Below are 25,469 nucleotides of genomic sequence, written 5' to 3' on the forward strand. Positions count from 1 at the left end.
CACTATCCACCGCTCGCATGGTCCGGTTCTTCACGGGTCGTGATGTCTGGAACGCAAGTGTTCAACACAGTCCATTGAAAGTGCTGCTGCTTCACCGGTGGCGCACTCAATCCGAGTTTTCAGAAAAAGGGGTAGCCCTCCTATGTATGCGATCGTCAAGACCGGCGGCAAGCAGTACAAGGTTGCCGAAGGTGACCTCGTCAAGGTCGAGAAGATCGAGGGTGAGCCGGGTTCGTCCGTGGCTCTCACCCCGGTTCTGCTCGTCGACGGCGCCGACGTCACCACCGCCGCTGACCAGCTTGCCAAGGTGAGCGTCAATGCAGAGATCGTCGAGCACACCAAGGGCCCGAAGATCAACATTCTCAAGTACAAGAACAAGACCGGATACAAGAAGCGTCAGGGCCATCGTCAGCCGCTGACCGTCATCAAGGTCACCGGCATCAAGTAAGCCCGTCGGCTTTCATCGATCTTTTCCTTTGAAGGAGGGAGACAGACAATGGCACATAAGAAGGGTGCTTCCAGCTCCAGCAACGGTCGCGATTCTGAGTCAAAGCGTCTCGGCGTCAAGCGTTTCGGTGGCCAGCAGGTCAAGGCCGGCGAGATCCTGATCCGTCAGCGCGGCACCTCGTTCCACCCCGGTGAGAACGTTGGCCGCGGCGGAGATGACACACTGTTCGCTCTGAAGGCGGGCTCCGTGCAGTTCTCCACCAAGCGCAACCGCCGCATGATCAACATCGTTGAGAACGTCCCGGCAGCGGTCTAGTACCCCCGGTCGGCTTCTCGACGAAGTGCCTGAACGGCGCCGACTTCCCTGATCGGGGAGGTGGGCGCCGTTTTCGCGTGTTCCCGACCGCCTCCACGCTCAAACCCCACCGGGTGAGACGCCGATCCGTCGGAGTCCGCTCAGCGACACGGTGACCGCGGGGTCGCCGTCGCGTGCGGTGGACACCCCGTCCGGGTCAGACGATCTCCCGGAACCAGTCGGACAGATGGTGGGTACCGGTGCACTGTCCGACCGCATCCCCCGTCATGGCCTCGGTGAAGAACCGGGCCAGGTTTCCGTGACGTTCGCTGATGCGGGACGCGGTCCATACCGCGCCGTTGAGCACCCGCCGGGGTATGCGCAGGGTCCGCGGTGTGGTCCCGGCCGCCGCGGCGGCGAGTCGGGTGATCTCCACGGCCGTCAGAACATCCGGGCCGCCCACCTCGACCCGGATACGGTCCCGCCTCGTCTGATCCGCGGAAAGATCCACGCAGAATGCCGCTAGGTCCGCGCCGTGAATCGGATTCAGCCGGATCCCCGGGTCCGGGGGAAGGAACACCACGCCCTTCCGGGCGAGCATCACGTAGAACCGCGAGGTTAGCCAAGAAATCGACGTCCCACGGGCTCGCCTTCTGGTGGGTCACCCCGAGCGCGGAGAACACCCTCGCCGAACCATCGAGGAGGCCCGCCACCCGGCCCGGGACGGTGACGTCCGCGGGCACCAGTTCCGTGCGCGGCCCGTCCAGTGCCGGGGCCCCGTGCGGGCCCGGCCGGCGCGCCGTTACGGGATCGCGGACGATGGCGCGGACCGGGTGTCCACGTCCGTCGAGCTCCGCGACGATGTGACGGCCCAGATACCCTGTCGCACCCACGACGGTGACCGGCTGATCAGACATGGCACACTCCCGCGATCGAATCTGCTGTACCGACCCTGATCCTACGCCCGGGCCTCGGCCGCGGGACCGAATCCGGTGTGGAACCGCCACGATCCACCGGGTGATCTCCACGCCCGACGGCCGACGGGACCACCGCCGGGGTCGGGTCTCCCGGGAATCTCCGGACGGGCCACTTCGCCAACCGCGGTGGACGGCACACCGTGGGGGCGGGGGACCCGGAGTACCGTGACCGCTCGGGAGTATGCCCTGAGTCGCATGTTCGGTAGGTTGGAGGGAGCATTTTTCTTCAACAAGAAAGCATTTCAACGCAATGAGCAACCGTTTCGTGGACCGCGTGGTCCTGCATCTGTCCGCCGGCGACGGCGGGAACGGCTGCGCCTCCGTTCACCGTGAGAAGTTCAAGCCCCTCGGCGGCCCCGATGGCGGCAACGGTGGGCACGGCGGTGACATCATCCTCGAGGTGACCCCCCAGGTGCACACCCTCCTCGATTTCCATTTCCGTCCGCACATCAAGGCGTCCCGTGGCGGCAACGGCGCGGGTGACCATCGCAACGGCGCCCGAGGTGAGGACCTCGTCCTCGAGGTGCCCGCAGGCACCGTCGTGTTGAACGAGAATGGCGAGGTCATGGCTGACCTCACCGCGAACGGGATGCGCTACATTGCGGCCCAGGGCGGGCAGGGCGGCCTCGGTAATGCCGCATTGGCATCCCGCGCGCGCAAGGCCCCCGGCTTCGCACTGAAGGGCGAACCCGGCGAGGAGCATGACGTCATCCTGGAACTGAAGTCGATGGCCGACGTCGGTCTCGTCGGGTTCCCGTCCGCGGGTAAATCCTCACTGGTCAGCGTACTCAGTGCCGCGAAGCCGAAGATCGCGGATTATCCCTTCACTACGTTGCGCCCGAACCTGGGTGTGGTGAACGTCGGGAACGGCACCTTCACCATCGCCGACGTACCGGGATTGATCCCGGGGGCGTCGACAGGCAAAGGGCTTGGCCTGGACTTCCTCCGGCATATCGAACGGACGGCGGTGCTTGCGCACGTCGTGGATGCAGCGACCCTCGAACCGGGTCGAGACCCGGCGAGCGATATCGAGGCCCTCGAAGGGGAACTGGCGGCCTACGAGTCCGCGTTGGACAGGGATACCGGCCTCGGTGATCTGAAAGACCGGCCCCGCATCATCATCCTCAATAAAGCTGACATTCCGGAGGCGGAGGAACTCGCTGAGTTCGTTCGCGCCGACCTGGAGGAACAATTCGGCTGGCCGGTGTTCATCATCTCCGCCGTGGCGCAGAAGGGCCTCGACCCCCTGAAGTACAAGCTGATGGAGATGGTGGAGACCCACCGCAGGGAGAATCCGATCGCCGAATCGGATGCGCGGACCATCGTGCGTCCGAAGCCCGTCGACGCGAAGGGCAAGACTCGGGACTTCGTCATCGAGGCTGATCCGGCGGAGGAGGGCGCGTTCCTCGTTCGCGGTGAGAAGCCCGAACGCTGGATCCGGCAGACCGATTTCGAGAACGACGAGGCGGTCGGCTTCCTCGGGGACAGGCTGGCGAAGCTCGGCGTCGAGGATGCGCTGTTCAAGGCCGGAGCCAAAGCGGGCTGTACCGTGACCATCGGTGAACTGTCCTTCGAGTGGGAGCCGATGACCGCCGCTGGTGTGGACCTGACCCCGACCGGCCGCGGTACGGACGGCCGACTCGAGCAGACCGGCCGCGTGTCCGCCGCGGAACGCAAGCGCGCGTCCCAGGTGCGCCGTGGTCTCATCGACGAGTTCGATTTCGGTGACGGCGAAGAAGCCGACAGGGAGCGTTGGCAGGGCTGATCCACTGCTTGTCGACGCCCGTCGCTCCCGGAAGTTACTTTCGGCGGGGCGGGCGTCCGTTGTATCCGGGTGCTGGTTCTAGACTGTCCACATGACGAGGACTCCCGTTTCCCCGACCCGATCCGATGCTGAGACCGCACTGCGGGCGCGGATCACCGCCGCCCGCCGCGTCGTGGTCAAGATCGGTTCATCATCTCTGACCGGTGCAGACAATCGGGTGGATCCGGCTGCCATCGACCGTATCGTCGATGCGGTGCAGACACGGCAGGGCGCGGGAACCCACGTGATCATCGTGTCCTCCGGTGCGGTGGCATCCGGGATGGGACCGTTGAATCTCACTGAACGTCCCACCGACCTCGCGGCGAAGCAGGCTGTCGCGGCTGTCGGGCAGGTGTATCTCGCCCACGAGTGGGGCAGATCCTTCGCCCGCTACGGGCGCCCGACCGCGCAGGTACTGCTCACCGCTTCGGACGCAGGGCGGCGGGACCGGACGCGGAATGCACAGCGCACACTGGACAAGCTGCGCCAGCTCGGGGTGACACCCATCGTGAATGAGAATGACACCGTGGCCCACTCCGAGATGCGCTTCGGGGACAATGACCGGCTGGCTGCAATCGTCGCGCACCTCGCCGGTGCGGAGGCACTCTACCTGCTGTCCGACGTGGACGGCCTGTATGACCGCAACCCGGTCGACCCGGAGGCCCGTTTCATCGGTGAGGTCCGGGATGGAAACGATCTGCGGGATGTCGTCGCGGGTGACGGCGGCCGAGTGGGTACCGGGGGAATGGCGTCGAAGGTATCGGCCGCACGCCTTGCGTCCCGGTGCGGTGTCCCCGTGTTGCTGACCTCCGCGGTGCAGATCGGTGCAGCCCTGGACTCCGGGCACGTGGGGACGGTGTTCCACCCGAAGACGACACGGATCTCGGCGTGGAAGTTTTGGGCGCTCTACGCCGCGGACAGTGCCGGTACTCTGCGCATCGACGCGGGTGCTGTGCGCGCGGTGACTGCGGGGGGTAACTCCCTCCTGGCGGTCGGCATCACGAGCATCGACGGAGAGTTCCACTCAGGTGACATCGTTGACATCGTCGGCCCTGACGGCGAGATCATTGGTCGAGGTGAAGTCGCCTATGATGCCCACACCCTCGCCCCGATGCTGGGGAAACAGACCTCTGAACTTCCGGAGGGGATGCATCGCCCCGTGGTGCACGCCGACTACCTGTCGGACTACGCGTCGAGGGCGTGAACCGGTGTCGGGCCACCACACACAGGGACTGGTTCCTCACATGCTCCCCACCACCCGGGGAGTTGGCGATCAATCCCGATCGGGTGGCGTTGCCGACGGGAAAACGGAAACGCGCACCTGCTGCCCGGGTGGACGGCTAGGTTGGAGCGACAACAGATGATTCAATGCCGCGCCGGGTGCGTTCGAGCGCGGGAAAGGAACGGCCAGATGAAGTACGTCATGCAGACCCGGGAGTGGGACAGCATCGTGGATGCGCTGTCCGGACGTGGGCACGAGCGGGTGGAGAAACTGGAGGACGCTGATTTCCTGGTCTTCAACGGTGCCCCCGATGAGTTCCCTGAGTCTCTTCCGGACAACATCCGTTTCGTCCAATTGTGTCTGGCCGGGATTGACGCGTTTTTCGAAGCCGGGTACATCGATGCTTCCCGACGGTGGGCGAATGCCTCCGGGGTATACGGTCGCCCGGTGGCGGAGTCTGCGGTGGCGTTGCTGCTTTCCGCGCTGCACATGCATGTGCACGTGGCCCGTGAGGGTTCTTTCGACACTGCGCCTGCGGTGCACGAGGGGACTGGTTGGTTGTTCGGCTCGACCGTCGCCGTGATCGGCGCGGGTGGGATCGGCCGTGACCTGATCCCCATGCTCGCTGGGTTTGGTTGCGAGGTCATCGCGGTGAACAATTCCGGTCGCCCGGTTGAGGGCGCTGTCGAGACCGTCACCGCGCAGCACACCGAGGATGTGTTGCGTCGGGCGGATCACGTGATTCTGGCTGCACCGTTGACGGAGGACACCCGCGGGATGATCAACACCCGGACACTTGGCCTGATGAAGGACACGGCGGTGCTGGTCAACGTGGGTCGTGGCCCGTTGGTGGTCACCGATGACCTGGTGGAGGCGTTGCGGCGGGGACAGATCCGGGCGGCAGGGTTGGATGTCACGGATCCGGAGCCGCTGCCCGACGATCATCCGCTGTGGGGTCTGGACAATGTGGTGATCACCCCGCACACGGCGAACACCTTCGAGAGCATGCAGCGCCTGATGCCGGACGCTGTGTTGGCGAATCTGGACGCACTGGAAACTGGGGAACGGATGCCGACTGAGGTGGACCCGAAACAGGGGTACTGATCTGCCCCGGGTTCCGGTTCACCCGGCGGCTGGTGCGCGGTGTCTGGTGATGATCTCGGGGTGGCCTTTTCGGGCCACCGCCAGTTCCAGGCGGGTCACGGGTGATCCCAGTTGGTCGCCGATGAGGTGTGCGTAGAGCGCCAGTTGCCGGAAGTACTCATCGGCGGTGGTGGCGCTGAGCCCGGCGTCGGTCTTGTAATCGAGGATCACCCAGCCGTCGTCGTCACGGTAGAGCAGGTCGATGATGCCGTCGACCGTGATGCCTCCCACGCGCCCGGCAACCGGTAACTCTCTGTGGTGCTCCCCGGCGAGCGCGCGCTGGATCAGCGGTGAGGAGAGAAAACTCTCCGCCGCCGCGCGAACGGAGGCGGCTTGTTGTCGGGGAAGTCCGGTGAGGCGTGCGGCAGCGGCGGCGAGTTCGCGGGTTTCTCCGGGGTCGGTGATACGTTCCATGACCCGGTGCACCGCTGTCCCGAATGCGGTCCCGTGGTCCTTCGACACGGGTGCCCCGGCGAGCCGGAACCCGGTGGTGGCCGGATAGTCATCAGGGAGATCGGTGAAAGCGGGGTCGCCGTGTGCGAGCCTGGTTACGGCTGCCCTGCCGGGGCGGCTCGTTGCGGCCGACACGGCGGCGTTCACCTCCTGCGTACTCCGTACGAGGTCGTCCGGAGTCTGGGTGGAGGTGCCTTCCGTTGTGGGGGCGGGAGCGATGTCCGCGAGGTGGGGGAACGTCACTTTCCCGGGGTCAAGGAGATTGTGAAGGAGGTATCCGGAACAGTTCGAGTACGCTCTCCCGGCCTTCGTCAGCTTCGGCTCCATGGGGATGACGAGCACTGATTCGGCGCGAGTTGCCGCGACGTAGAGCAGGCGGATCCACTCGGACTCTGACGCGGTCTTCTCATTCTGCGACCAGGTCTTCCAGTCAGCGGTACGGAGTTCGGGGCAGGTGGCACTCAATCGCATCGCCACTCTTCCTGATTCATCCCGGTTCAATCCGATCTCGGGGGTGTGGTTGCGTTTCTGTCCGCTGAGCCCGGCAAGGATCACCATCGGGAATTCGCGGCCCTTCGCGCCGTGAACGGTGAGTACCCGGACAGCGTCGACGTCCCCGGTGTCGTCGATGACGGGTTCCGCTAACCGGGAACTGGTGACGGCCTGGGTATCGGCCCATTCGAGATAGCTGCGGAGATCACCGCCAACCTCCCGGCTGTAGTCGTGGGCGTTGTCCCGGACAGTCCGAATCCTGTGGAGAGCCGGTGTCGGGTCGGGGTGGACGGCGGCGGCTACGGCGTCCATGTTCAGCGCATCGATGGTCGCGGCGACGGCCCGTCCGACGGGGACCCCGGTGGTTGCGGTGGCGAGGGCACCAAGTAGGGCGAGGCCTGCGGACACCGGTGATGAGGCGGTTGGATTGTCCCCGCCGTCGGTGCGGTGGTGAGGGAAGAACCGGTTCCCGTCGTCCCGCCACCGGACGAGATCATCGTCGGAGCAGCCGATGAGACTGGTGCGCAGTGCCGCTGCGACGGTGAACTCATCCGCCGGGTCGGAGATAGCCCGCAGCACCGTGTGCAGGTCGACGATTTCGGTTCCCTGGTAGATGAGGGAGGAGTTTTCACTGATGTGGGGGATCCCCGCATCCCGGAGCGCGGACATTGTCGCGCGGGCGGCCTTGTGCGTCACAGCCAGTACCGCGATGTCGCGCAGTCGGAGGGGAGTCGGTTCGGGCTGTCCGCTGCCCCTCGGGTGGTGAAGCCACTGGCCGGCGAGTGCAGCACGGATGGCGGCGACGATGTCCGTGTTCTCCGCTTCCTCGGGGTTCAGTTCGTCGGCGTTGTCGCGGTTGTTGTTCATCACGACGACGCCACAGTTCCCGGTGGGGGCGTCGGGGCGCGGGGTCAGTGTCGCGAAGGGGACGGTGGGCCGGGTGTCATCGTGGGTGTCACTGTCCGCGAACAGCGTGGCGAAGACGTCGTTGACCCAGTTGATGACAGGTGCGGTGGAACGGAAGTTGGTGGTGAGTTCGACGAGTTCCGGCTGCCCGGGGGCTCCCGTCGGTCGGGACGCCAGGTATGAGTCAATGTCTGCGCGCCGGAAACGGTAGATCGACTGTTTCGGGTCACCGACTGTGAACAGACGTCCGGGGTGTGGCTCGTCACCGTTACCGGCGATCGCCGTGATGATTCGGAGTTGCGCGGGGTCGGTGTCCTGGAACTCGTCGATCAACAGATGGGTGAAACGCCGGTGGAGTTCGTCCCGGACAGATTCGCGGGTTTCTGCAGCGATGTCCTGGACGTTTACCGGTGGCGGGGTGAGCAGACGGTCGGCGACGTAGATCAGGTCGTGGTAATCGAGGGTGCCACTGTTGATCCGACGTTGCGCCGCGGCGAGGACGTGGCACGCCATGACGTGTCGCAGAACGTTCACGTGGAAGGCAGGTTCTGCATTGTATCTGGCTGCCCAATCGTCGCCGATGGCCTGGAATCGGTCCTTGGCGTCATCGATGGGGATGTCCCAGTCGGCCTTCCGTCCGCCACGCCCGCAGGAGAATGACGGTGGTTTCAGTGACTCGGGGGCAGGGTGGGCGTGGGCGAGAAGTTCCTCCGCGTTGTTGATACAGGAAGCCACGGTGAGGGCGAACTTGTCTTCGGTGTTCGTACAGTTCCGGAGGAGTTCGCGGAGACGCCGGATGTAGTCGTCGACGTCATGTGCGGTGATCGGTTCCGGTCGGACGAGGGGAGCAGCGATGGTCGGACCGAGGTCTCCCCAGTGCTCGTCCATCCACCGGATGCGGTCCCGCACCGTGTTCAACCAGTCCCCGTGCGTCGAGAGCGCAGTGAGGCTCTCGGCGAATTGTTCCCCCCGTACGCGGCAGTTCGGCAACCCCGTGAGGTCCGGTGCGGCCCCGGTGATCGTGTCGTCGCAGAGGGTGAGAAATTCGGCGGCGAGATCATCGGAGGCGAGCAGACTGGTGAAGTCGGATGCGACCTTGATGATTGGTGGAACCCCTGCCTCGAGTGGGTGCAGGGTGATGATGCGCAGGCAGAATGCGTGCAGTGTCTCGATGGCCGCGGCCGGGAGTTGTTCGAGCGCGGCCTGGGCGTTGCGGCGGGCGGTGTCGGTGTCGGTAAAGGAGCGGACCGCGATACCTGAATCGTGTACGCCTGTTTCGGCGATGGCCTCAAGCGCGGAGCGGAGGCGCTCGGCAAGTTCACCGGCGGCTTTCTCCGTGAAGGTGATTGCCGCGATGTTATTGACGGGGACGCCTTCTTCGACGATGAGGGTGATGAGGCGCTGGACGAGGAGGTGGGTCTTCCCCGATCCGGCGCCGGCCTCGACGAAGAGGTTGATGCCGGTTGCGGTGGTGATCGTCCGACGTGCTGCGTCGTCGTGAAGCGTGGGTGTGGTCATCGGGTCACTGCTTCCTCGGGGCTGCGGTGGTGGGCGTGCTCGTGTGTGGGCCGGAATGATCCCGGGGGTGGTCGTCGGTGGTGATTTGGAGCGGGTTGAACCCGCGCAGCGCCAGTGCCGCTGCCGCCCGGTCGTAGTTTGTGGCGCCGAGCCGGAGGTAGTTCGGACGGGGGATGTTTCCGGTGTTTCCGTTTCTGCTCTGGGGCGGGAACACTCCGGTGCTGATCAGGGTGTGGAGTGCCAGGAGAGTCGACTCCAGATGCCTCAGTACGGTGTTGTCTATGGTGATTGCTGATGTGCGCGGCGAGTCCTGCGGCGTGTGGTCGGTAAAGAACAGATACCGGGATTCGATGTTTGGTGGATCGATGTCGGGGAGCCCCACGAGTGGTGCACCTGTGGTGGGGTGGCTCGGTACCTTCAGGCCGGGGAAGAGCGGGGCAGCCGCATCGAGTGCTGCACGTACGGCCGCACCGTAGAGGGCGAGCTGTAGTCGGAGGATCTTTTCGCCGGTGGGATACTCCTGATTGATCTTCCCGGAGTAGATCTGCTTTCCCGACTTGTAATCGGTGATGCGGAGAACCCGTTGTCCGGGGTGGTAATCCAGGCGATCGATAGAACCGCGGAATTTCAGGGCCGTACCCTCCGACAGACTTATTTCAAGGGGATGAACGACGTTCTGCCCGTCATGGTTGACGCCGCCAAATGCGAGCTCTGCACCGACTGGTACCCATCCTTCAACGGCGTCCCGCCGTTCTTCCTCGAACCAGGCGCCGACTGTGGTGTGCACCTCCGCACGAAACAGACTCCAGCGTGCGCCCGCGCCTGACGCAGGGGCGAGTGCGGTGAGTTGTTCATCGACGATGGCGTCCAGCCGGGACCGGGCCTGTACCCAGTCAATGTCCGCCGAGCAGGTCGGTCGGGGTGTGGCATCCAGCCAGGTTTCCCTGGTCCAGAGCTCGAAGATCCGGTGGTAGACGGTTCCCCGGTCGCGGGGGTCGATGCCGGATTCCGGGGGATTGTCCTCGAGAATTCGGCAACCGAGGATCCGTTCGATGAGGAACGTCAGTGGGGACTCCGGGTAGCTCTCCAGCGTCGTTGCGGACAGTTCCCGCTGGAACAGGTCTGTGGTGAAGTCCAGAATCCAACCGTTGTATTCACTGAAAGGCTCCCCCGCTGCGGCACCGGTTTCCCTGGCCCCGATGATGTCTGCGGCCCGCCGGATCGTCGGATCAGGTTCTCCACCGGCAAGTATCTGCGCCAACAAGAGTTCCTGATGGTCGGCTGGGACTGAGGACTCCGCTCCTGAAAGAGCCGCGATAAGTCCGCCGGAGACCATTTCCGGGGTGGATGTGATGAGACGGGAGCGGCCGACCCCACCGGAGCCGTCGCAGTGGCTCCGGGGGTAGCTGACGATGGCGTGTCCGGGTGCCGTGGCGCATGCCCGGCGAAAGACTTCGATTCGCGTGTCCTGGATGCCGTCTGGCGTCTGCCCACGCTGTGCGAAGGTGATGGCGCTGGATTCGTTGACGGAACCGGGAAGTGCCTTCTCCGTGGCACCGAGGATGATGACCGCATCGAGGATCCGTCCCGGTAAATCGTCGACCCCACCGATGGAGATCGCGGTGGCTGGTGCATCGGCAGGTTTGGGTTCATCGAAGAACGTCCGGAAGAGTTCGGTCGCGAGATCGATCCGGAACCGGGGAAGCTGCGCCCCCATGCCGGACAATCCGTCGACGGCCCTGGTGATCGTGGCGAGCGCGGCTGCCCGGTCCGGATTGTTGCCGGGGCGTAGCTGGGTGGACACGAGGACACGGAGAGCGCTGGTGAACTGATCCCAGGTCGTAGCGTTCCACAGTGCAGTGAGATTGTCGCGGAGGGCGAGCACCCACTGCCTCATCCGGTCAGTATCCGGGTGCCCGACTGTCCCACCGGAACAGGTGTCCGAAGTTCTCGGTTCCTCCCAATGGGCGAGGACATCGAAACGCTCCGCGCGCCGGGTGACCCGGTCGAAGGTGTCCCGGTGGACAGCTTCTCCGTCGATCGGGTGTCGGATTGTGCCGGTGCCGAGAATCGCGGCCAGTTCGCGGCGCGGCAGTACCTGCGGATCGAGCGCCAGAATGCGGAGGAGAGCGCGTACCTCGGGGGAATCCGACCACCGCAGGTCCGAGAACCCGGTGAATGGAACAGCGGCTCTGGTCAGGGCGTCGGAGAGTCGGTGCCCGTAGTCCGGGCTGCACCACCCGCAGGCAATCCGGTGCGGCGGTGTTCCCTCCGCCACGAGTTTCCTGATGTGGCGCACTGCCCGCATCACTTCATCGTTCTCGTCGCTGCAGGACCACACCACAGGTTCCGGGCGTTCCTCGGTGAGGCCCTGCCCGATGGTATCGATTCGGATCGCGTCCAGTTCATCCAGGAACCACCGTTGGGTGGGGTCCGCGGGAACGACGTTGACGATGACGATCGCAGTTCCGTCGGGCGGCGGTGTGAGGGCGTGCTGACACGCATCGTGCCAGGTAAAACAGTCGGGATTCAGCGCCCGGACGTGGTGTGCGATGTCGAGGCATGCACCGGGTAGGAGCCGACCGTCCGTTTGGTCCCGGAGATGTTCGGGGAGGGAGAGCAGCTCAGTGACGATAGCGACCAATGCGTTTCTCGTCGCCGGTTGGTCCGCGGTGCCGTACCTGGTGAATTCCGTTTCCATGTCAGTGAGCAACCGCATGACCGAGCCGGTGATTCGGGAACGGTCGAGGAGGACGCGGCCGGCACCACTCTCCGTCAACTCCGCCGATCTCCCGAGGATGTACCCGACGCACGAGGTGACGGTGACTCCGAGGAGAGTGCCGGTGGACGTGAGTTCCTCTAGGATGTCGCCACGGGCGGTCGGTCCGCAGAGGATTGTGACCGGCCGGAGCCGATCAGTGCGGCGGATCTCGGCGATGGCTGCGGTCAGTTGGGCTGCGACGGTGCCTGTACTCATTCGGGGATCCTTGTCGTCGCACCACCGGGATTTGTACGGAGGTGAAGTGGTGGGTATTGCTCGTTACCGGACAGCTTAATTGGGGGTGGGACACCACCCACTTTCCATATCGAACATATGTTCTATCGAGTGTTGGGCGTTCGCCTGATCCGGCGGGGAAGGGGAGATGGTTCGTGCCTCCGACCTGTGGTGAAGCGCCGCACAGTTGGTTCTGCGCTGCTAAGATTCGGCGGCATGAACCCCGCGAAGAATACCGACACGCTCATCTCTACCCGGGCCAGGGAACGCGAGGAGGTGCTGGCGAAGGCCCGCGCGGCGAAAGCCGCGGCGCGGATGATCGCCCAGGCCACGACGGACATCAAGAATGCCGTGCTTTTGGCCGCAGCCGATGCACTGGTCTCCCGCTCCGAAGAGATTCTGGAGGCGAATGCGCACGACATTGCGGTCGGGCGTGACGCCGGTATGAACGATTCCCTGATCGACCGGTTAGCCCTGGACGAGGACCGGATCGCCGGGATCGCGGGTGGCCTGCGTCAGGTCGCCGCCCTTCCCGACCCAGTGGGGGACGTCACAGGCGGGAAGACCCTGCCGAACGGTATCCGCATGCGTCAGGTTCGGGTACCACTCGGGGTGATGGGCATGGTTTACGAGGCCCGGCCCAACGTCACCGTGGACGCCTTCGGTCTAGCCCTGAAATCCGGCAACGTCGCACTTCTGCGCGGGTCGCGTTCCGCCCGTAACTCGAATACCGCGCTTGTCGCAGTGCTGCAGGACGTTCTCGCGCAGGAGGGGTTGCCACGTGAGGCCGTCCAGCTCCTGCCGTGTGAGACCCACGACAGTGTGCAGGATCTCATAACGGCCCGTGGTCTGGTCGATCTCGTGATCCCGCGCGGTGGGGCTGGGCTGATTGAGGCCGTTGTCACCGGTGCCACCGTGCCCGCGATCGAGACCGGGACCGGTAACTGCCACGTCTACATCGACGGTACGGTGGATCTCGATCAGGCCATCGCCATCGTCGTCAACGGCAAGACCCGCCGTCCGAGTGTCTGCAACGCCACGGAGACGGTGCTTCTGGACGTGGCGTTGGCCGACGCCGACAAGCTGCGTGTCGTACAGGCGTTGCAGGAGGCCGGTGTCCGGATCCACGGTGACGTTGACGCGCTGGCGGCGTTCGGTGTCACGGATGTTGAGCCTGCGACCGACGCAGACTGGTCTGACGAGTACCTGTCGATGGACATTGCCGTCGGTGTGGTTGACGGTGTCGACGGTGCTGTTGAGCACATTTCCCGGTGGTCATCGGGGCACACGGACGCGATCGTCACCACCGACATCAGGGCAGCGGACCGGTTCGTCGCGGGGGTCGACTCCGCAGCGGTGATGGTGAACGCCTCGACCGCGTTCACCGACGGGGAACAGTACGGGTTCGGTGCTGAGATCGGCATCTCCACCCAGAAGTTGCACGCCCGCGGGCCGATGGCGTTGCCCGAACTCACCACCACGAAGTGGGTGCTCACAGGCGACGGGCAGACCCGCCCCTGACCGGGTGACGGCTCCGTGGAGCAGTCACCCGGGTAGAATCACCGACCATGAACACCTCCGCAGAGTTGGCCGGTATGCACGAGGATGCCGGTGGGCGAGTCCCCGGGGTCCGGCGAATCGGGATCATGGGCGGGACGTTCGACCCTATCCACAATGGGCACCTCGTCGCTGGCAGTGAGGTTGCGGACCTGCACGATCTGGATCTCGTGGTGTTCGTGCCCACGGGGCAGCCGTGGCAGAAATCAGGTCGTAACGTGAGTCCAGCGGAAGATCGTTATCTGATGACGGTGATCGCGACGGCCTCCAATCCCCGGTTCACGGTCTCCCGTGTCGACATTGATCGAGGGGGCGCGACCTACACCGTGGACACGCTCCGAGATTTGCGGCGTCAGTTCCCCGCTGCGGAACTGTTCTTCATTACCGGTGCGGATGCGTTGGCGAAGATCGTTACGTGGCGGGACTGGGAGGAGATGTTCGTCCTCGCGGAGTTCATCGGGGTGACCCGGCCAGGATATGAACTCGATGATGACATTCTCCCTGAGGTGCACCGCCGTCGGCTGTCGTTGTTGGAGATTCCCGCCATGTCGATATCTTCGACGGATTGCCGTCAGCGGGCCGCCGAAGGTCGACCTCTCTGGTACCTTGTGCCGGATGGTGTGGTGCAGTACATCGCGAAACGTCAGCTCTACCGGCCAGGTGGCGCAGATGCCGAACATGATCCGATGCCCTGACACCACCGGGATGGATGTGTTCAGGGTGGGGTAGGGTGACGAATTTGCCCGGGTGTCCGCGTTGAAATGTGCCGTAACACGCAAACCGTGGGACACTTGGGTCTGAGAGTGTGCGCTCGGGTGGTACGGCTGCGAAAGTGCAACGTATTCCAGCCGGGCATGCACACGCGAAGTAGAAGACCCTCACGGAAGAGAACCTGTGCCTGCAACCACCACCTCCATCAAACTCGCCACCGTTGCCGCACACGCGGCGGCAGAGAAGCTCGCTGAAGAGATCGCCGTCATCGACGTCTCTGGTCAGCTCATCATCACGGATTGTTTCGTCATCGCGTCTGCCGCCACTGACCGCCAGGTCGGAGCCATTGTCGACGAGGTGGAGGAGAAGCTCCGCGAGGTCGGTGCCAAGCCGATCCGTCGTGAAGGTGTACGCGAGGGTAGGTGGGCGCTTCTCGACTATGGTGAGATCGTCGTCCACGTTCAGCGCACCGAGGAGCGCGAGTTCTACGGTCTGGATCGTCTGTGGCGTGATTGCCCCTTCATCGAGATCGAGGGTATCGAGACCCCGGAGCGCCCCGAAACCTGGTCGAACGACGTCGATGTCCGTGCCGTCGGTTCCATCGATGAGATCCCGCTCGCGTCCGAGGAACCCGACGCGAACGAGCTGTGACCCGCAGACTCATCCTGCTCCGCCACGGTCAGACCGACTACAACGCGACCGGCCGGATGCAGGGGCACTACGACTCCACACTCTCCGATATCGGGCGTGCGCAGGCACGTGCGGTCGTCGAGCCACTCCGTTCTTTCGGCATAACCCGGGTTCTCTCTTCTGACCTGACCCGAGCCCACGACACGGCGACGCCGTTCGCCGAGGCCCTCGGGCTCACGGTGGAGAAGGACCGCCGTCTCCGGGAGACGGATCTGGGTGAATGGCAGGAGAAGACGAACATCGAGGTGGATGCCGCGCATCCCGGTGCCCGGGCTATCTGGCGTCGGGACGTGAACTGGGCACCGCCGGGCGGGGAAACTCATCTTGAGGTTGGTGCCCGGGCGCGGGAGGTCGTCGATGAGCTGATGCGCACGTACGACGACTGGGATTCGGGCGCTGTGCTCCTCGTCGCCCATGGTGGCACCCTGAAAGCGTTGACAGCGTCGTTGCTGAACATTGCACCGGAGCAGTTGCCGCTGTTGAACGGGCCGAACAACTGCCACTGGGCGAAGCTCACCGCCCGGCCGCCGTTCTATCCCGGGAGCCGCGATGCTCTCGGTGATGCGGATCAGATCATGCCCGAGGCGATCTTCACCCCGGACAACGTCACCCGTGCGCGTTGGTATCTCGATGTCTGGAATGCCGGAGTCACCTACAGCGCGCACTGATCGCTTTCGGGTCCTGCCCTCACCGGTGCTACGTTTAGGTGAACTAAATCCGGAACCGTCACCGTGAGGAGTTCTCACCCCTATGCCCGTACGTGTCGTCACTGATTCGGCGGCCTGTCTGCCTGATGTGGTCGTCGATGACCTGGACATCACGGTGATTGACCTGCACATGATGCGTAACGGCAAAGATAGTTCCACCTCTGGGTTGTCCGCACTCGAACTTGTGGCGGTCTATGCCCGGCAACTTGAGCGTGGCGGGGACGGGGGTGTTCTGGCCCTGCATCTGTCAAAGGAGCTGTCCTCGACCTGGTCCAATGCGGTTACTGCAGCCGCCGTCTTCGATGATGATCTGGTGCGTGTGGTCGACACGTCATCCATGGGGATGGGGGTGGGGGCTGCTGTCATGGCGGCCGCCCGACTGGCCCTGGACGGGGCGGATCTGGAGACCTGCTACGCTGCCGCGGTCGATGTCCTGGACCGCGGTGACATGTGGTTGTACGTGCATCGGATGGATGAACTCCGCAGGTCAGGAAGGTTGTCGACCGCGACGCAATTGATCTCGACCATGCCGACGGGGCTGGCTAATCGCCCGATCCTGCATCTGAAGGACGGGCGTCTGGAAATCCTCGCGAAGACCCGAACCCAGTCTAAGGGGATGACGAAGCTCGTGGAACTCTCGTGTCACGGTGTCGGTGACACACCGGTGTTTGCGGCGATACAGCAACACGAGGCGAGGGAAGCGTCCAGGGCACTGGCGCAGATGCTCACCGAGCGGTTGCCCGAGGGCTCCACACTGATGATCGTCGACATGGATCCGGTGCTCGCCGTGCATTCGGGGCCGGGTGCGGTCGCACTGTCCATGGTCTATTCTGCGGACGCCGCGGAGCTCGCCGATGGGATTTCCACAGGCGACTAGCTGGCCCGATTCAATTGGTGCACAGGTTGATTTCCATTCCCGGGCAGCGTTGATCAGCCGGGATCTACCGTGTCGGCATGGCTCAACGGATCAGCGACAGACTTGCGGAACTCTCCCGTCCGACCGGAGAGGAGGAGCTTCTCGACGTCGCTTTTCCGACACCCAGGCTGCACGTCACCCTCCGGCAGGGAGTGCTCGCGCTCGTCGGCATCATGTTTCTCATCGGGGGGTGGCTGATGCTCCGGGGACCTGTTCCCACCGACACCGGTGCGCAAGTGAGCCCGGTGGTTGTGGATACCGGTGAGACTCTTTCGCCGGAACCGGAACCGGAACCGTCGATCGTGGTTTCTGTGGTCGGAGCCGTGGAACACCCGGGGCTCCATGAGTTGCCGGGGGACAGTCGCGCCGCTGATGCCCTCGTGGCGGCTGGGGTACTCCCGGATGCTGATACAAGGCACATCAACCTGGCTGGGCGGCTCGTCGACGGGATGCAGTTGATCGTGCCCGACCCCGGTACCGCACTTCCGCTGGAAGTGTCCGGAGCCGCCACCGGGCCGGTGTCGCTGAACTCCGCCAGCGCGGAACAACTCGAGGCACTGCCCGGGATTGGTCCGGCGACGAGTGCGGCGATCATCTCGTACCGGACTGACAACGGGGGATTCACCACGATCGAGGATCTCACGGCTGTACCTGGGATTGGACCGGCGAAGCTCACCCGACTCGAGGGACTGGTCACCCTGTGACAGAGCTCCGACTCCTGCCCGCGGCGGCTGTCGTCTGGATTGCGGTCGCCGTCGTTCTCGTCAGTAGGTCTTGGTCTACGGGGATAGCAGTGGTTGTAGTTGCCGGTTTGATCGCGGTGGGATTCCGGGCTCCCGGGCAGTGTCTCCTGATACTCGGAGCAGGGGGCGCGGCAGTGGTCACCTCCCGGTGCCGTCTGGCGGCAGCGGATCGTCACCACCTGAATTCGCTGGAACACGTCACCGTGGAAGGCAGGACCGTGACCGGACCCGTCCGGGTGGGTGATGACGGTTGGCTTCTCCGCCTGCACGTGCCCGGTCATCCTGCGGAGATACCCGTATTCATCCGCGGTGGAGAGGAGATTCCGAAATCTGCGGGGACACTGATCCGGGTGACGGCGGACACGGGGGCTGCGGACCGGCCGGGCATAGGTACGCTTCTGCTCAATGCGCACTCCGTGACGGTACTGCACGGGCCTTCGGGACCAGCTCGTGCCGCGGCGCACGTGCGCGACTCCTTCGCAGACACCGCCGCCCGGTATCTTGACCCGGAATCTGCCGGACTCGTCCGCGGGATGGTACTCGGGGACATCACGGGACAGGGGGACAGTCAACGGCAGATGTTCCTCGACACCGGCCTGTCGCATCTGTCCGCGGTGAGCGGATCGAACGTCGCCATCGTCACCACCACCGTCGTCATCCTCACCCGGCTGTTGGGCGTGGGTCCTCGTGTCCAGGTCGCCGGAGCGGGATGTGTGCTCGCGGCCTTCGTGGGGCTCGTCGGCACGGAACCGAGTGTGCTGCGCGCCGCAGCAACCGGGATCGTCGGTCTCGTGGCCGTGCTCGCCGCAACCAGGGCGGAACCGGCGCACGCACTCTGCCTCTCCACCATTGTCCTGCTGCTGTGGCGCAGTGACCTCGCGGTGTCCTACGGGTTTGCGCTGTCCGTGGCGGCGACCGCAGGAATCATCGCTCTGCACCCACTCCTGCACCGGCCCCTCGCCGCCACCGGCTGGCCCGCGATCATCGTCCGGGCGCTGTCCGTCGCTATCGCCGCCGACATTGTGACGATGCCGATCATCGCGATCATGGCGGGTCGGGTTTCGCTGGTCTCCGTGGCAGCGAACGTATTCGCTGCGGTGGCGGTACCACCGATCACCGTCCTCGGACTCGTTGCGGCGCTTCTTGCCGCGTTTCCCGGCCCCGGACCTCAGCTTGCGGGCGCATGCCTCTGGATGCTCACACCATTGCTCCGGTGGATCAACGGAGTCGCCGGGGTATTCGCGGGACTTCCGCACGCCACTGTTCCGGTCGCCGCTGGATGGCTCGGCGTGGCGTGGGTGATCCTCGGTTGCTGCTGGACCGTTTGGGCGATCTATGCGGGGCAGGTCCGGGTGCTGGTTCTCGGAGCTGTGCTGCTCACCCTGATTAGTGTGGTGTTCACTCCGCACCGCTCGGAACATCCGGTGGTGACCAGTGGACCGTCCGTGGGGATGTGGCACGATGGAGCGCGTGAAACCGTCACCCCCCGCCCCCGTGCACCTGATCCTCGGTGAGGAGGAATTCCTCGCCGAGCGCGCCCGCATCGCGGTCACCACCGCCGTCCGGGAATCCCTCCCGGACGGCACCGAGCTACCTGTGACCACCATGCGGGCCGGGGATGTCAACGCCAATGAACTCGCGGAACTTCTCAGCCCCTCCCTGTTCGGCGAGGATCGGGTTCTCATCCTCACCGGCACACAGGACGCGGGAAAGGATGCGGCGGACCTCATCCTGTCCGCGGCGGGCAGCCCCGCGCCTGGGATTTACCTCATCATCCTGCACACCGGGGCCGGTCGGACCAAGGCGATGGTGTCGAAACTGTCCAAACTGGCGGAGGTCCACCGGGCGGACAAGATCAAGCCCAGCGAACGCCCGACCTTCGTCAACCAGGAGTTCCGCAACCACGGCGTGCGGGTCACCTCCGACGTCGTCCGTGCCCTGTTGGAGGGGGTGGGGTCGGATCTGCGGGAACTCGCTAGCGCCGTGAGCCAACTCGTCGCCGACACCGGGGGAGAGGTCACCGAAGCGAAGGTCCGTGACTATTACGTGGGAGTGGCCGAGGTCTCAGGGTTCGACATCGCGGATCTAGCCTGTTCCGGGCAGATGCAGCGTGCTGTCGCTTCCACTCGCCGTGCTCTCCAGCTTGGATTGTCACCGGTGATGCTCGCCGCTGCGCTGTCCACCACCGTCGGTTCCATTGCCCGCCTGTACTCCACCCGAGGCCGGATTGATGCCAATGGTCTGTCCCGGGTCGTGGGGATGCCGCCGTGGAAGGTGGAGAAGACCGCCCGCCTCGCCCGAACGTGGAACGGTGAGGCTGTATCGGAGGCCGTGATCATCGTGGCGGACCTCGATGCGGCGGTGAAGGGGCAGGCCGCTGATGATGGTTACGCCATCGAGCACGCGGTACGGAGGATAGCTGAGCTGGCGGGGTGAGTCCGAGTGCCCCCACCGCTTCTTCGGCTGGAATGAAGGCGGCATAAAAAAAGACCCCTTCCCGGTCGAAGCCTGAAGAGGGGTCTTGACATGTTGTTCTTTGCACCTCTTCACCGACACGATGCGGTGGTGGGCAGAACAAGCAGATGAAAATTAGTCCATCTTGTTCAGCGCGGACGCCATCTTGGACTTCTTGTTGGCGGCGTTGTTCCGGTGGAACACACCCTTGGTGACGGCCTTGTCCAGAGCGCGGGAAGCGATGCGGAGCTGAGTGGTGGCCTCGTCTTTGTTGCCCTCTTCGACCAGCGCACGGAACTTGCGGATCTCGGTGCGGACGGCGGAACGCACGTGCTGATTGCGCTGGCGGCGCTCCTCGTTGGTGCGGATACGCTTGATCTGGGACTTGATGTTAGCCATTGAAAAATACCTCTTGAACTCGTGGTTGGTTGTGTTGAAACCACCGGCCGGATCTGTCCAGATCACGATCGCTGTGGATCATGATCGCGGTGGATGCGTTCTATTGAGCGGACCCAAGGTCCTGACCGCTCCGGCAGCCACGCCCGGAAAGTGAATAACAGCTTGACAGAGTATCAGTGTCCGATGCTCCGGACAAACGGCGCAACCTGGTCATCCCCACCCGTATCGTGACCGTAGTCGGTTCGCGATCCTTTCGAAGCGGTGCCTGGGGATGATTGCTCCCTGGCGGCGGATCCCCAACTCAGGAACTTCAAGAACCTTGTCCATCCGTACCCAGCACTGCCTGCCGGACTCATCCCACGGGCCTGACCCGATACCCAGCCAGTTATCTTCTTCGGCGTGTCCCGGGTTTGGGGAGATCACGAGGCCGAGCATGTGCTGCCTGGATCTGCCGATGACGATGATGGCCCGCTCCTTGGCTGGGGAGCCTGGGCCGTCGGTGTCCACCCAGATCCACACGACTTCGCCGGGATCAGCTTGGCCGTCCATATCCGGTGCGTAGTAGATGCTTCGGGCCATGCTCGCGGTTGGTTGCGCGGCATAAGTCGTCGCGGATTTGGTGCTCCGATGCGCCGGGGTTCCGCTATCCGGGTTGAGCCCCAATCGGTCATTGATCACCTCGAGGCCCTGGTTCAGGGCACTGTCACCTCGCCCGAGCACAGATGTTAGTGCGCGGTGGAACCAGCTTTCCTCGTGTCGTCTATCGTCATCCACAGGACAACAGCCTAGCCACTCCGTGTGTTCCGCGGGCTGGACATCGGGTTCTCCGTCGCTGTGGTTGCCTCTACCGACGTCCGGGAGGTTGGGCGTCGCTACGCATGGGATGCGGCTGCACGGTCGGGTAGTGTCAGGAGAGCTCCAATAAGGAAGGGACCGTCACACACATGGCCGCCAATTTTGCCGAAGCTACGTACACAGACCCCAAGCAGATCCGTAACTTCTGCATCATCGCCCACATCGACCACGGGAAGTCCACCCTCGCAGACCGGATTCTGGGTCTGACCGGTGTGGTCGACGCCCGGGACATGCGTGACCAGTACCTCGACAACATGGACATCGAGCGTGAACGTGGCATCACCATCAAGGCGCAGAACGTGCGCCTGCCGTGGGTACCGCGCTCCGGGGCGCACGAGGGCGAGCAGATCGTCATGCACCTCATCGACACCCCCGGTCACGTCGACTTCACCTACGAGGTCTCGCGCGCGCTCGACGCCTGCGAGGGTGCGGTCCTGCTCGTCGACGCCGCGCAGGGCATCGAGGCACAGACGCTCGCGAACCTGTATCTCGCCATGGAGAACGACCTCGAAATCATTCCCGTCCTGAACAAGATCGACCTGCCCGCCGCGGACCCCGACAAGTTCGCCGAGGAGATCGGACACATCATCGGCTGCGAACCCGAGGACGTTCTCCGGGTGTCCGGCAAGACCGGTGAAGGCGTCCCCGAACTCCTCGACCGCATCTGCGAACTCGTCCCGCCGCCAAGTTCCGACAAAGGTGCCGACGCCCCCGCGCGCGCCATGATCTTCGACTCCGTCTACGACACCTACCGTGGCGTGGTTACCTACATCCGCATGGTCGACGGCACCCTCGAACCCCGTCAGAAAATCAAGATGATGTCTACCGGGGCCACCCACGAACTTCTCGAAATCGGCATCGTCAGCCCCACCCCGAAGAAATGCGTCGGACTCGGTCCCGGCGAGGTCGGCTACCTCATCACCGGTGTGAAGGATGTCCGCCAGTCCAAGGTCGGCGACACCATCACTTGGGCCAACAAGGGTGCCGAGGAAGCCCTCAAGGGCTACGCGGAACCCAACCCGATGGTCTACTCCGGACTGTTTCCCATCTCCCAGGCGCAGTACCCGGATCTTCGCGACGCACTCGACAAACTGCAGCTCAACGACGCCGCACTCGTCTACGAGCCCGAGACCTCTGTCGCCCTCGGATTCGGGTTCCGCTGCGGCTTCCTCGGCCTGCTCCACATGGAGATTACCCGTGACCGGCTGCAGCGCGAGTTCGACCTCGATCTCATCTCCACCGCACCATCCGTCAGCTACCGCGTGGTCACCGAATCCGGCGAAGAAATGACCGTGCACAACCCCTCCGACTGGCCCGGCGGCAAACCGAAGGAGGTCTGGGAGCCCATCGTCAAGATGACGGTCATCGTTCCCGCCGAGTTCGTCGGCACCACCATGGAACTCTGCCAGGCCAAACGCGGCCAGATGGGCGGCATGGACTACCTCTCCGAGGATCGCGTCGAACTCCGCTACGTCATGCCGCTCGGCGAAATCATCTTCGACTTCTTCGACATGCTCAAGTCCCGCACCCGCGGCTACGCCTCCCTCAACTACGAGGAAGCCGGGGAGCAGGAATCCGATCTAGTGAAGGTCGACATCCTCCTCCAGGGTGAACCCGTCGACGCGTTCAGCGCCATCGTGCACCGCGACAACGCCCAGTGGTACGGCAACAAGATGACCGTCAAGCTCAAGGACCTCATCCCGCGCCAGCAGTTCGAGGTGCCGATCCAGGCGGCCATCGGGTCGAAGATCATCGCCCGCGAGAACATCCGCGCCCTGCGCAAGGACGTCCTCGCGAAGTGCTACGGCGGCGATATCTCCCGAAAGCGCAAGCTCCTGGAGAAGCAGAAGGAAGGCAAGAAGCGGATGAAGAACATCGGTTCCGTCTCCGTTCCGCAGGAGGCCTTCGTCGCGGCGCTCTCGACGGACGAGGGATAGAAGGCTCGGTGGGGCGTGGTGTTCTCGTCCAGAGAACTGAGGTACCGGCGATGGACAGTTTCGGATCTGACCAGTATCGCCCCATTGTTGCCTGGTTCTGCAGGAGGAATCTACATCCTCGGTTTCACGGATGGCTCGTGTTATGTCGGGCAGACGACCGACATGGTGAGGCGTTTTTCTGCCCATAGGCACGGTTCGAGGCATCATGCAGCGTGGGTGGATATTGAGACGCTACTCTTCGCCGTTGTCCCGTCAGATTCTCTGGATACCGTGGAGCGTTCCGAAATCATCCGGCTCCGCAGAACAGGTAAATCGCTGCGGAATCGGGCATGGAACAGGGGACACCGCCAGCCTTCCTCACTTGACGTCATCATCAGTGTTGACGATCAGAGTCACTGGGCGACAGGCGGAGAAGAATACACAACCATGTCCGTCGGAATGGTGCCCATGCCAGATCCTCGGGGGTGCGGTGCCTCACGTTTACGTCGTTACACGGATTCCCGGGGGCAACATCTGACGTATCGGAAGGTGATCAGCGATTTTCACTGTGCACTTTCGCTGTTGATCCCCTCATGCGAAGAACTAGAGGGGGTCTGGTGGACGGTCTTGGATCTGCCGTCTACAGCAGGCGGCAGATACGCGACCCTGACTGTCGGGAATCTTGAACTGCTTTACGCCCCACGCACCGAATCCAGCTCATCCCCGGTGTGTGTACTTAACTGCCCTCCCGGTGTCGTGGGGAGACGGTGGTGGTCACAGAAGAAACACCAGGGCGTCCTGTTCCGACGGCACTACCGATCTGCGACGGTGGATGCGCTCACATTTCCGGCAGGATCGCTCCATAACCTTATCCGCGATACTCCTGGACTGCTCAGTGAGCTGCGGGGTTTCGTTCTTTCGTTGATGAGGCAGGCGTCAGCGGCGAAAATCGGCCGGTGGCACAGTCCTCAGTTGGTCTCCGAGGTGAGAGCGGTTGGTTCGTAGGGCACTCCCAGATGACTCACAGCATCATCGTCTAAGGTTCCCCCGACCTGTTTCATGAGACACGCGAGGGGTGCAGCCGTAGAGATGGAAGTCAACAGTGTTCCGGTGATCATCGAGCGGACCCTGGATTTCTTCCAGGGCTTTCCAGTGGAGATCATGGCAGTGATCGAGCTGGCGGTACTGATCATCGCGGTGATCAAGTTCCGTGGGTTCCGGGCGAAGAGTCCGAATCCGGCTCCGTCGGTTGCCCGGTCGACGGAGAACCGGCATCTGCTCATCCGCACGATCACTTATTCCGATTTCAGCCGCTCACTCATCCCGCTGGTGGTGACGACGCTGTTCCCGTTCCTGATACTCGTGCTCGTGGTTGGGCTGATACCGGCGGGCTTGTTCATTGGTGGCGGAAGTGGTGTGCTGCCGTTGATGTTCCTGGTGATCAACCTGATGGCGGTTCCATCGGCCTTCATCTTCTACTTCTGGCTGGTGACCGAACGCGTCTGGCCGGAGGTCCCGGAGAGTGACAAGGACACTCTGATCCATGAATGGAACAGGGTGTTCGCCATCGGGGTTTACGCCCTCACTCTGGTGATTTCGCTGCTCTGTTATCAGTATTCACGGGGTGGAGACATCTTCGTTCTAGGTGACAGTGTGAAAGCACTGTTCACCCTGATCATCGCCGTGTACTCCTTCGAGATGACCCGGCTCGCCGCGAGTATCTATTCACAGCTTTCTGTTCGGGTGTGACGGGGAACTGATGTCCTTCGGTCCGATATCCGGTAGATCTCGGTGTGGAGTGGGTCAGCCCGGGTTGTTGGTGGAGCTTTTGGAAACGGTAGTGGCCTCGGATTGGTAGCAGCGAGGTATGCGGGGTTCGTCGTTTATAGTCCAAGGACCGGTACGTCGGTTCGGGTAGCACGTCGTGACCTACGCCGCTTGGAATAGAAGGTCGTCAACGTCAAGCGGGAGAATGTTCGTCTCGTAGGTAACTAACAAGTCATGCTGCTGGTGGTGATGTGGGTGACCCGAAGATGGACCGTGCCGGGAGAATGGAACGAACGTTCACGGTGCTCTGCAAGACGTGTTTCTCGCCGGAAGGGCGAAAACCGGGGACATCTCCATCCGGTTGAGCAGGGCCCCAGAGATGTCCGACCAGGACAGTGGTGGCGTCGGCGAGTCTCTTTGAAGGAGTCCAGAACTCGAGATGAGGGCCTGTGTGAGTTCTCAACCTAGTCTGTGAAAGGATCAAGATACCCGCAGTGACGGG

22 protein-coding genes and 1 pseudogene are annotated in these 25,469 nt (G+C 63.7%); 16 read left to right on the forward strand and 7 right to left on the reverse strand.

Annotated features, from left to right (window positions below; translation table 11 throughout):
* The first annotated feature begins 142 nt into the window (after positions 1-142).
* Positions 143-448: a 50S ribosomal protein L21 gene (rplU, locus tag QWU43_RS00545; RefSeq protein WP_370915678.1), complete on the forward strand. Its 306-nt coding sequence runs from the start codon at positions 143-145 to the stop codon at positions 446-448.
* 48 nt (positions 449-496) lie between these two features.
* The gene (gene rpmA, locus QWU43_RS00550) at positions 497-763 is read left to right on the forward strand and encodes a 50S ribosomal protein L27 (protein WP_370915679.1); all 267 of its coding nucleotides are present in this window, start codon (positions 497-499) and stop codon (positions 761-763) included.
* A 196-nt stretch (positions 764-959) separates the two neighbouring features.
* Here the strand turns inward: rpmA and QWU43_RS00555 are convergent, their stop codons facing one another.
* The 3 genes and pseudogenes from QWU43_RS00555 to QWU43_RS00565 form a co-directional block, all read right to left on the reverse strand.
* Positions 960-1,343 carry a hypothetical protein gene (locus tag QWU43_RS00555; protein WP_370917209.1) on the reverse strand — a complete coding sequence of 128 codons (384 nt, stop codon included), beginning with the start codon at positions 1,341-1,343 and terminating at the stop codon, positions 960-962.
* Between the two features lie 64 nt (positions 1,344-1,407).
* A pseudogene (locus tag QWU43_RS00560) lies at positions 1,408-1,659 on the reverse strand (NAD(P)H-binding protein); the annotation flags it as partial.
* A 41-nt stretch (positions 1,660-1,700) separates the two neighbouring features.
* Positions 1,701-1,916 (reverse strand): hypothetical protein, encoded by a 216-nt coding sequence (locus QWU43_RS00565; RefSeq protein ID WP_370916870.1) that lies wholly within the window; start codon positions 1,914-1,916, stop codon positions 1,701-1,703.
* Positions 1,917-1,969: 53 nt separating this feature from the next.
* Here QWU43_RS00565 and obgE point away from each other — a divergent pair, with 53 nt between their 5' ends.
* The 3 genes from obgE to QWU43_RS00580 all read left to right on the forward strand — a co-directional run bounded on the left by obgE (position 1,970) and on the right by QWU43_RS00580 (position 5,849).
* A complete protein-coding gene (gene obgE, locus QWU43_RS00570; protein ID WP_370916871.1) occupies positions 1,970-3,484 on the forward strand; it encodes a GTPase ObgE in 1,515 nt (504 codons plus the stop codon).
* Positions 3,485-3,575: 91 nt separating this feature from the next.
* Positions 3,576-4,727, forward strand: coding sequence for a glutamate 5-kinase (gene proB / locus QWU43_RS00575; RefSeq protein WP_370915682.1), 1,152 nt, complete (start codon positions 3,576-3,578; stop codon positions 4,725-4,727).
* Between the two features lie 207 nt (positions 4,728-4,934).
* The gene (locus tag QWU43_RS00580) at positions 4,935-5,849 is read left to right on the forward strand and encodes a D-isomer specific 2-hydroxyacid dehydrogenase family protein (RefSeq protein WP_370916872.1); all 915 of its coding nucleotides are present in this window, start codon (positions 4,935-4,937) and stop codon (positions 5,847-5,849) included.
* 18 nt (positions 5,850-5,867) lie between these two features.
* On the opposite strand, the gene QWU43_RS00585 is transcribed toward QWU43_RS00580, so the two are convergent.
* Positions 5,868-9,257, reverse strand: coding sequence for a UvrD-helicase domain-containing protein (locus tag QWU43_RS00585; RefSeq protein WP_370916873.1), 3,390 nt, complete (start codon positions 9,255-9,257; stop codon positions 5,868-5,870).
* A 4-nt stretch (positions 9,258-9,261) separates the two neighbouring features.
* Complete coding sequence (locus tag QWU43_RS00590; RefSeq protein WP_370916874.1) at positions 9,262-12,234, reverse strand: PD-(D/E)XK nuclease family protein; 2,973 nt, start codon at positions 12,232-12,234, stop codon at positions 9,262-9,264.
* A gap of 144 nt (positions 12,235-12,378) precedes the next feature.
* On the opposite strand from QWU43_RS00590, the gene QWU43_RS00595 reads away from it, so the two are divergent.
* The 8 genes from QWU43_RS00595 to holA all read left to right on the forward strand — a co-directional run bounded on the left by QWU43_RS00595 (position 12,379) and on the right by holA (position 20,012).
* Positions 12,379-13,773, forward strand: coding sequence for a glutamate-5-semialdehyde dehydrogenase (locus QWU43_RS00595; RefSeq protein WP_370917187.1), 1,395 nt, complete (start codon positions 12,379-12,381; stop codon positions 13,771-13,773).
* A 74-nt stretch (positions 13,774-13,847) separates the two neighbouring features.
* Entirely contained in the window at positions 13,848-14,504 is a 657-nt protein-coding gene (gene nadD / locus QWU43_RS00600; RefSeq protein WP_370915736.1) for a nicotinate-nucleotide adenylyltransferase, read from the forward strand.
* A 199-nt stretch (positions 14,505-14,703) separates the two neighbouring features.
* The gene (gene rsfS, locus QWU43_RS00605) at positions 14,704-15,171 is read left to right on the forward strand and encodes a ribosome silencing factor (protein ID WP_370915686.1); all 468 of its coding nucleotides are present in this window, start codon (positions 14,704-14,706) and stop codon (positions 15,169-15,171) included.
* Positions 15,168-15,878, forward strand: a complete 711-nt coding sequence (locus tag QWU43_RS00610; RefSeq protein ID WP_370915687.1) for a histidine phosphatase family protein — start codon at positions 15,168-15,170, stop codon at positions 15,876-15,878. The genes rsfS and QWU43_RS00610 overlap by 4 nt, the downstream gene beginning before the upstream one ends.
* 82 nt (positions 15,879-15,960) lie before the next feature.
* Entirely contained in the window at positions 15,961-16,794 is an 834-nt protein-coding gene (locus QWU43_RS00615; RefSeq protein ID WP_370915688.1) for a DegV family protein, read from the forward strand.
* A gap of 77 nt (positions 16,795-16,871) precedes the next feature.
* On the forward strand, positions 16,872-17,537 hold the full coding sequence (locus tag QWU43_RS00620; protein WP_370915689.1) for a helix-hairpin-helix domain-containing protein: 666 nt from the start codon (positions 16,872-16,874) through the stop codon (positions 17,535-17,537).
* On the forward strand, positions 17,534-19,090 hold the full coding sequence (locus QWU43_RS00625) for a ComEC/Rec2 family competence protein (protein WP_370916875.1): 1,557 nt from the start codon (positions 17,534-17,536) through the stop codon (positions 19,088-19,090). Before QWU43_RS00620 ends, QWU43_RS00625 begins: the two co-directional genes overlap by 4 nt.
* Complete coding sequence (holA, locus tag QWU43_RS00630; RefSeq protein WP_370915691.1) at positions 19,038-20,012, forward strand: DNA polymerase III subunit delta; 975 nt, start codon at positions 19,038-19,040, stop codon at positions 20,010-20,012. Before QWU43_RS00625 ends, holA begins: the two co-directional genes overlap by 53 nt.
* Before the next feature lie 153 nt (positions 20,013-20,165).
* Here holA and rpsT read toward each other — a convergent pair whose 3' ends face one another.
* Positions 20,166-20,429 carry a 30S ribosomal protein S20 gene (rpsT, locus tag QWU43_RS00635; protein WP_370915692.1) on the reverse strand — a complete coding sequence of 88 codons (264 nt, stop codon included), beginning with the start codon at positions 20,427-20,429 and terminating at the stop codon, positions 20,166-20,168.
* A 210-nt stretch (positions 20,430-20,639) separates the two neighbouring features.
* The gene (locus QWU43_RS00640) at positions 20,640-21,203 is read right to left on the reverse strand and encodes a type II toxin-antitoxin system PemK/MazF family toxin (protein WP_370915693.1); all 564 of its coding nucleotides are present in this window, start codon (positions 21,201-21,203) and stop codon (positions 20,640-20,642) included.
* 170 nt (positions 21,204-21,373) lie between these two features.
* On the opposite strand from QWU43_RS00640, the gene lepA reads away from it, so the two are divergent.
* From lepA to QWU43_RS00655, 3 genes are all read left to right on the forward strand, one after another.
* Positions 21,374-23,221 carry a translation elongation factor 4 gene (gene lepA, locus QWU43_RS00645; RefSeq protein ID WP_198736938.1) on the forward strand — a complete coding sequence of 616 codons (1,848 nt, stop codon included), beginning with the start codon at positions 21,374-21,376 and terminating at the stop codon, positions 23,219-23,221.
* Between the two features lie 18 nt (positions 23,222-23,239).
* Positions 23,240-24,205 carry a GIY-YIG nuclease family protein gene (locus QWU43_RS00650; RefSeq protein ID WP_370916876.1) on the forward strand — a complete coding sequence of 322 codons (966 nt, stop codon included), beginning with the start codon at positions 23,240-23,242 and terminating at the stop codon, positions 24,203-24,205.
* A gap of 84 nt (positions 24,206-24,289) precedes the next feature.
* Entirely contained in the window at positions 24,290-24,949 is a 660-nt protein-coding gene (locus tag QWU43_RS00655; protein ID WP_198736940.1) for a hypothetical protein, read from the forward strand.
* Positions 24,950-25,469: the final 520 nt, after the last annotated feature.

This window comes from Corynebacterium sp. CCM 9204, assembly GCF_041357695.1.
Taxonomy (GTDB): Bacteria; Actinomycetota; Actinomycetes; order Mycobacteriales; family Mycobacteriaceae; genus Corynebacterium.

Bases quoted from the DNA above. Each gene is read 5' to 3' on its own strand.
- QWU43_RS00585 (WP_370916873.1), bottom strand. From the start codon at position 9,257: ATGACCACACCCACGCTTCACGACGACGCAGCACGTCGGACGATCACC.
- QWU43_RS00580 (WP_370916872.1), top strand. From the start codon at position 4,935: ATGAAGTACGTCATGCAGACCCGGGAGTGGGACAGCATCGTGGATGCG.
- QWU43_RS00620 (WP_370915689.1), top strand. From the start codon at position 16,872: ATGGCTCAACGGATCAGCGACAGACTTGCGGAACTCTCCCGTCCGACC.
- obgE (WP_370916871.1), top strand. From the start codon at position 1,970: ATGAGCAACCGTTTCGTGGACCGCGTGGTCCTGCATCTGTCCGCCGGC.
- rplU (WP_370915678.1), top strand. From the start codon at position 143: ATGTATGCGATCGTCAAGACCGGCGGCAAGCAGTACAAGGTTGCCGAA.
- QWU43_RS00615 (WP_370915688.1), top strand. From the start codon at position 15,961: ATGCCCGTACGTGTCGTCACTGATTCGGCGGCCTGTCTGCCTGATGTG.
- QWU43_RS00590 (WP_370916874.1), bottom strand. From the start codon at position 12,234: ATGAGTACAGGCACCGTCGCAGCCCAACTGACCGCAGCCATCGCCGAG.
- rpsT (WP_370915692.1), bottom strand. From the start codon at position 20,429: ATGGCTAACATCAAGTCCCAGATCAAGCGTATCCGCACCAACGAGGAG.
- QWU43_RS00565 (WP_370916870.1), bottom strand. From the start codon at position 1,916: ATGCGACTCAGGGCATACTCCCGAGCGGTCACGGTACTCCGGGTCCCC.
- nadD (WP_370915736.1), top strand. From the start codon at position 13,848: ATGCACGAGGATGCCGGTGGGCGAGTCCCCGGGGTCCGGCGAATCGGG.
- QWU43_RS00555 (WP_370917209.1), bottom strand. From the start codon at position 1,343: ATGCTCGCCCGGAAGGGCGTGGTGTTCCTTCCCCCGGACCCGGGGATC.
- QWU43_RS00655 (WP_198736940.1), top strand. From the start codon at position 24,290: ATGGAAGTCAACAGTGTTCCGGTGATCATCGAGCGGACCCTGGATTTC.
- proB (WP_370915682.1), top strand. From the start codon at position 3,576: ATGACGAGGACTCCCGTTTCCCCGACCCGATCCGATGCTGAGACCGCA.
- holA (WP_370915691.1), top strand. From the start codon at position 19,038: ATGGAGCGCGTGAAACCGTCACCCCCCGCCCCCGTGCACCTGATCCTC.
- rpmA (WP_370915679.1), top strand. From the start codon at position 497: ATGGCACATAAGAAGGGTGCTTCCAGCTCCAGCAACGGTCGCGATTCT.
- lepA (WP_198736938.1), top strand. From the start codon at position 21,374: ATGGCCGCCAATTTTGCCGAAGCTACGTACACAGACCCCAAGCAGATC.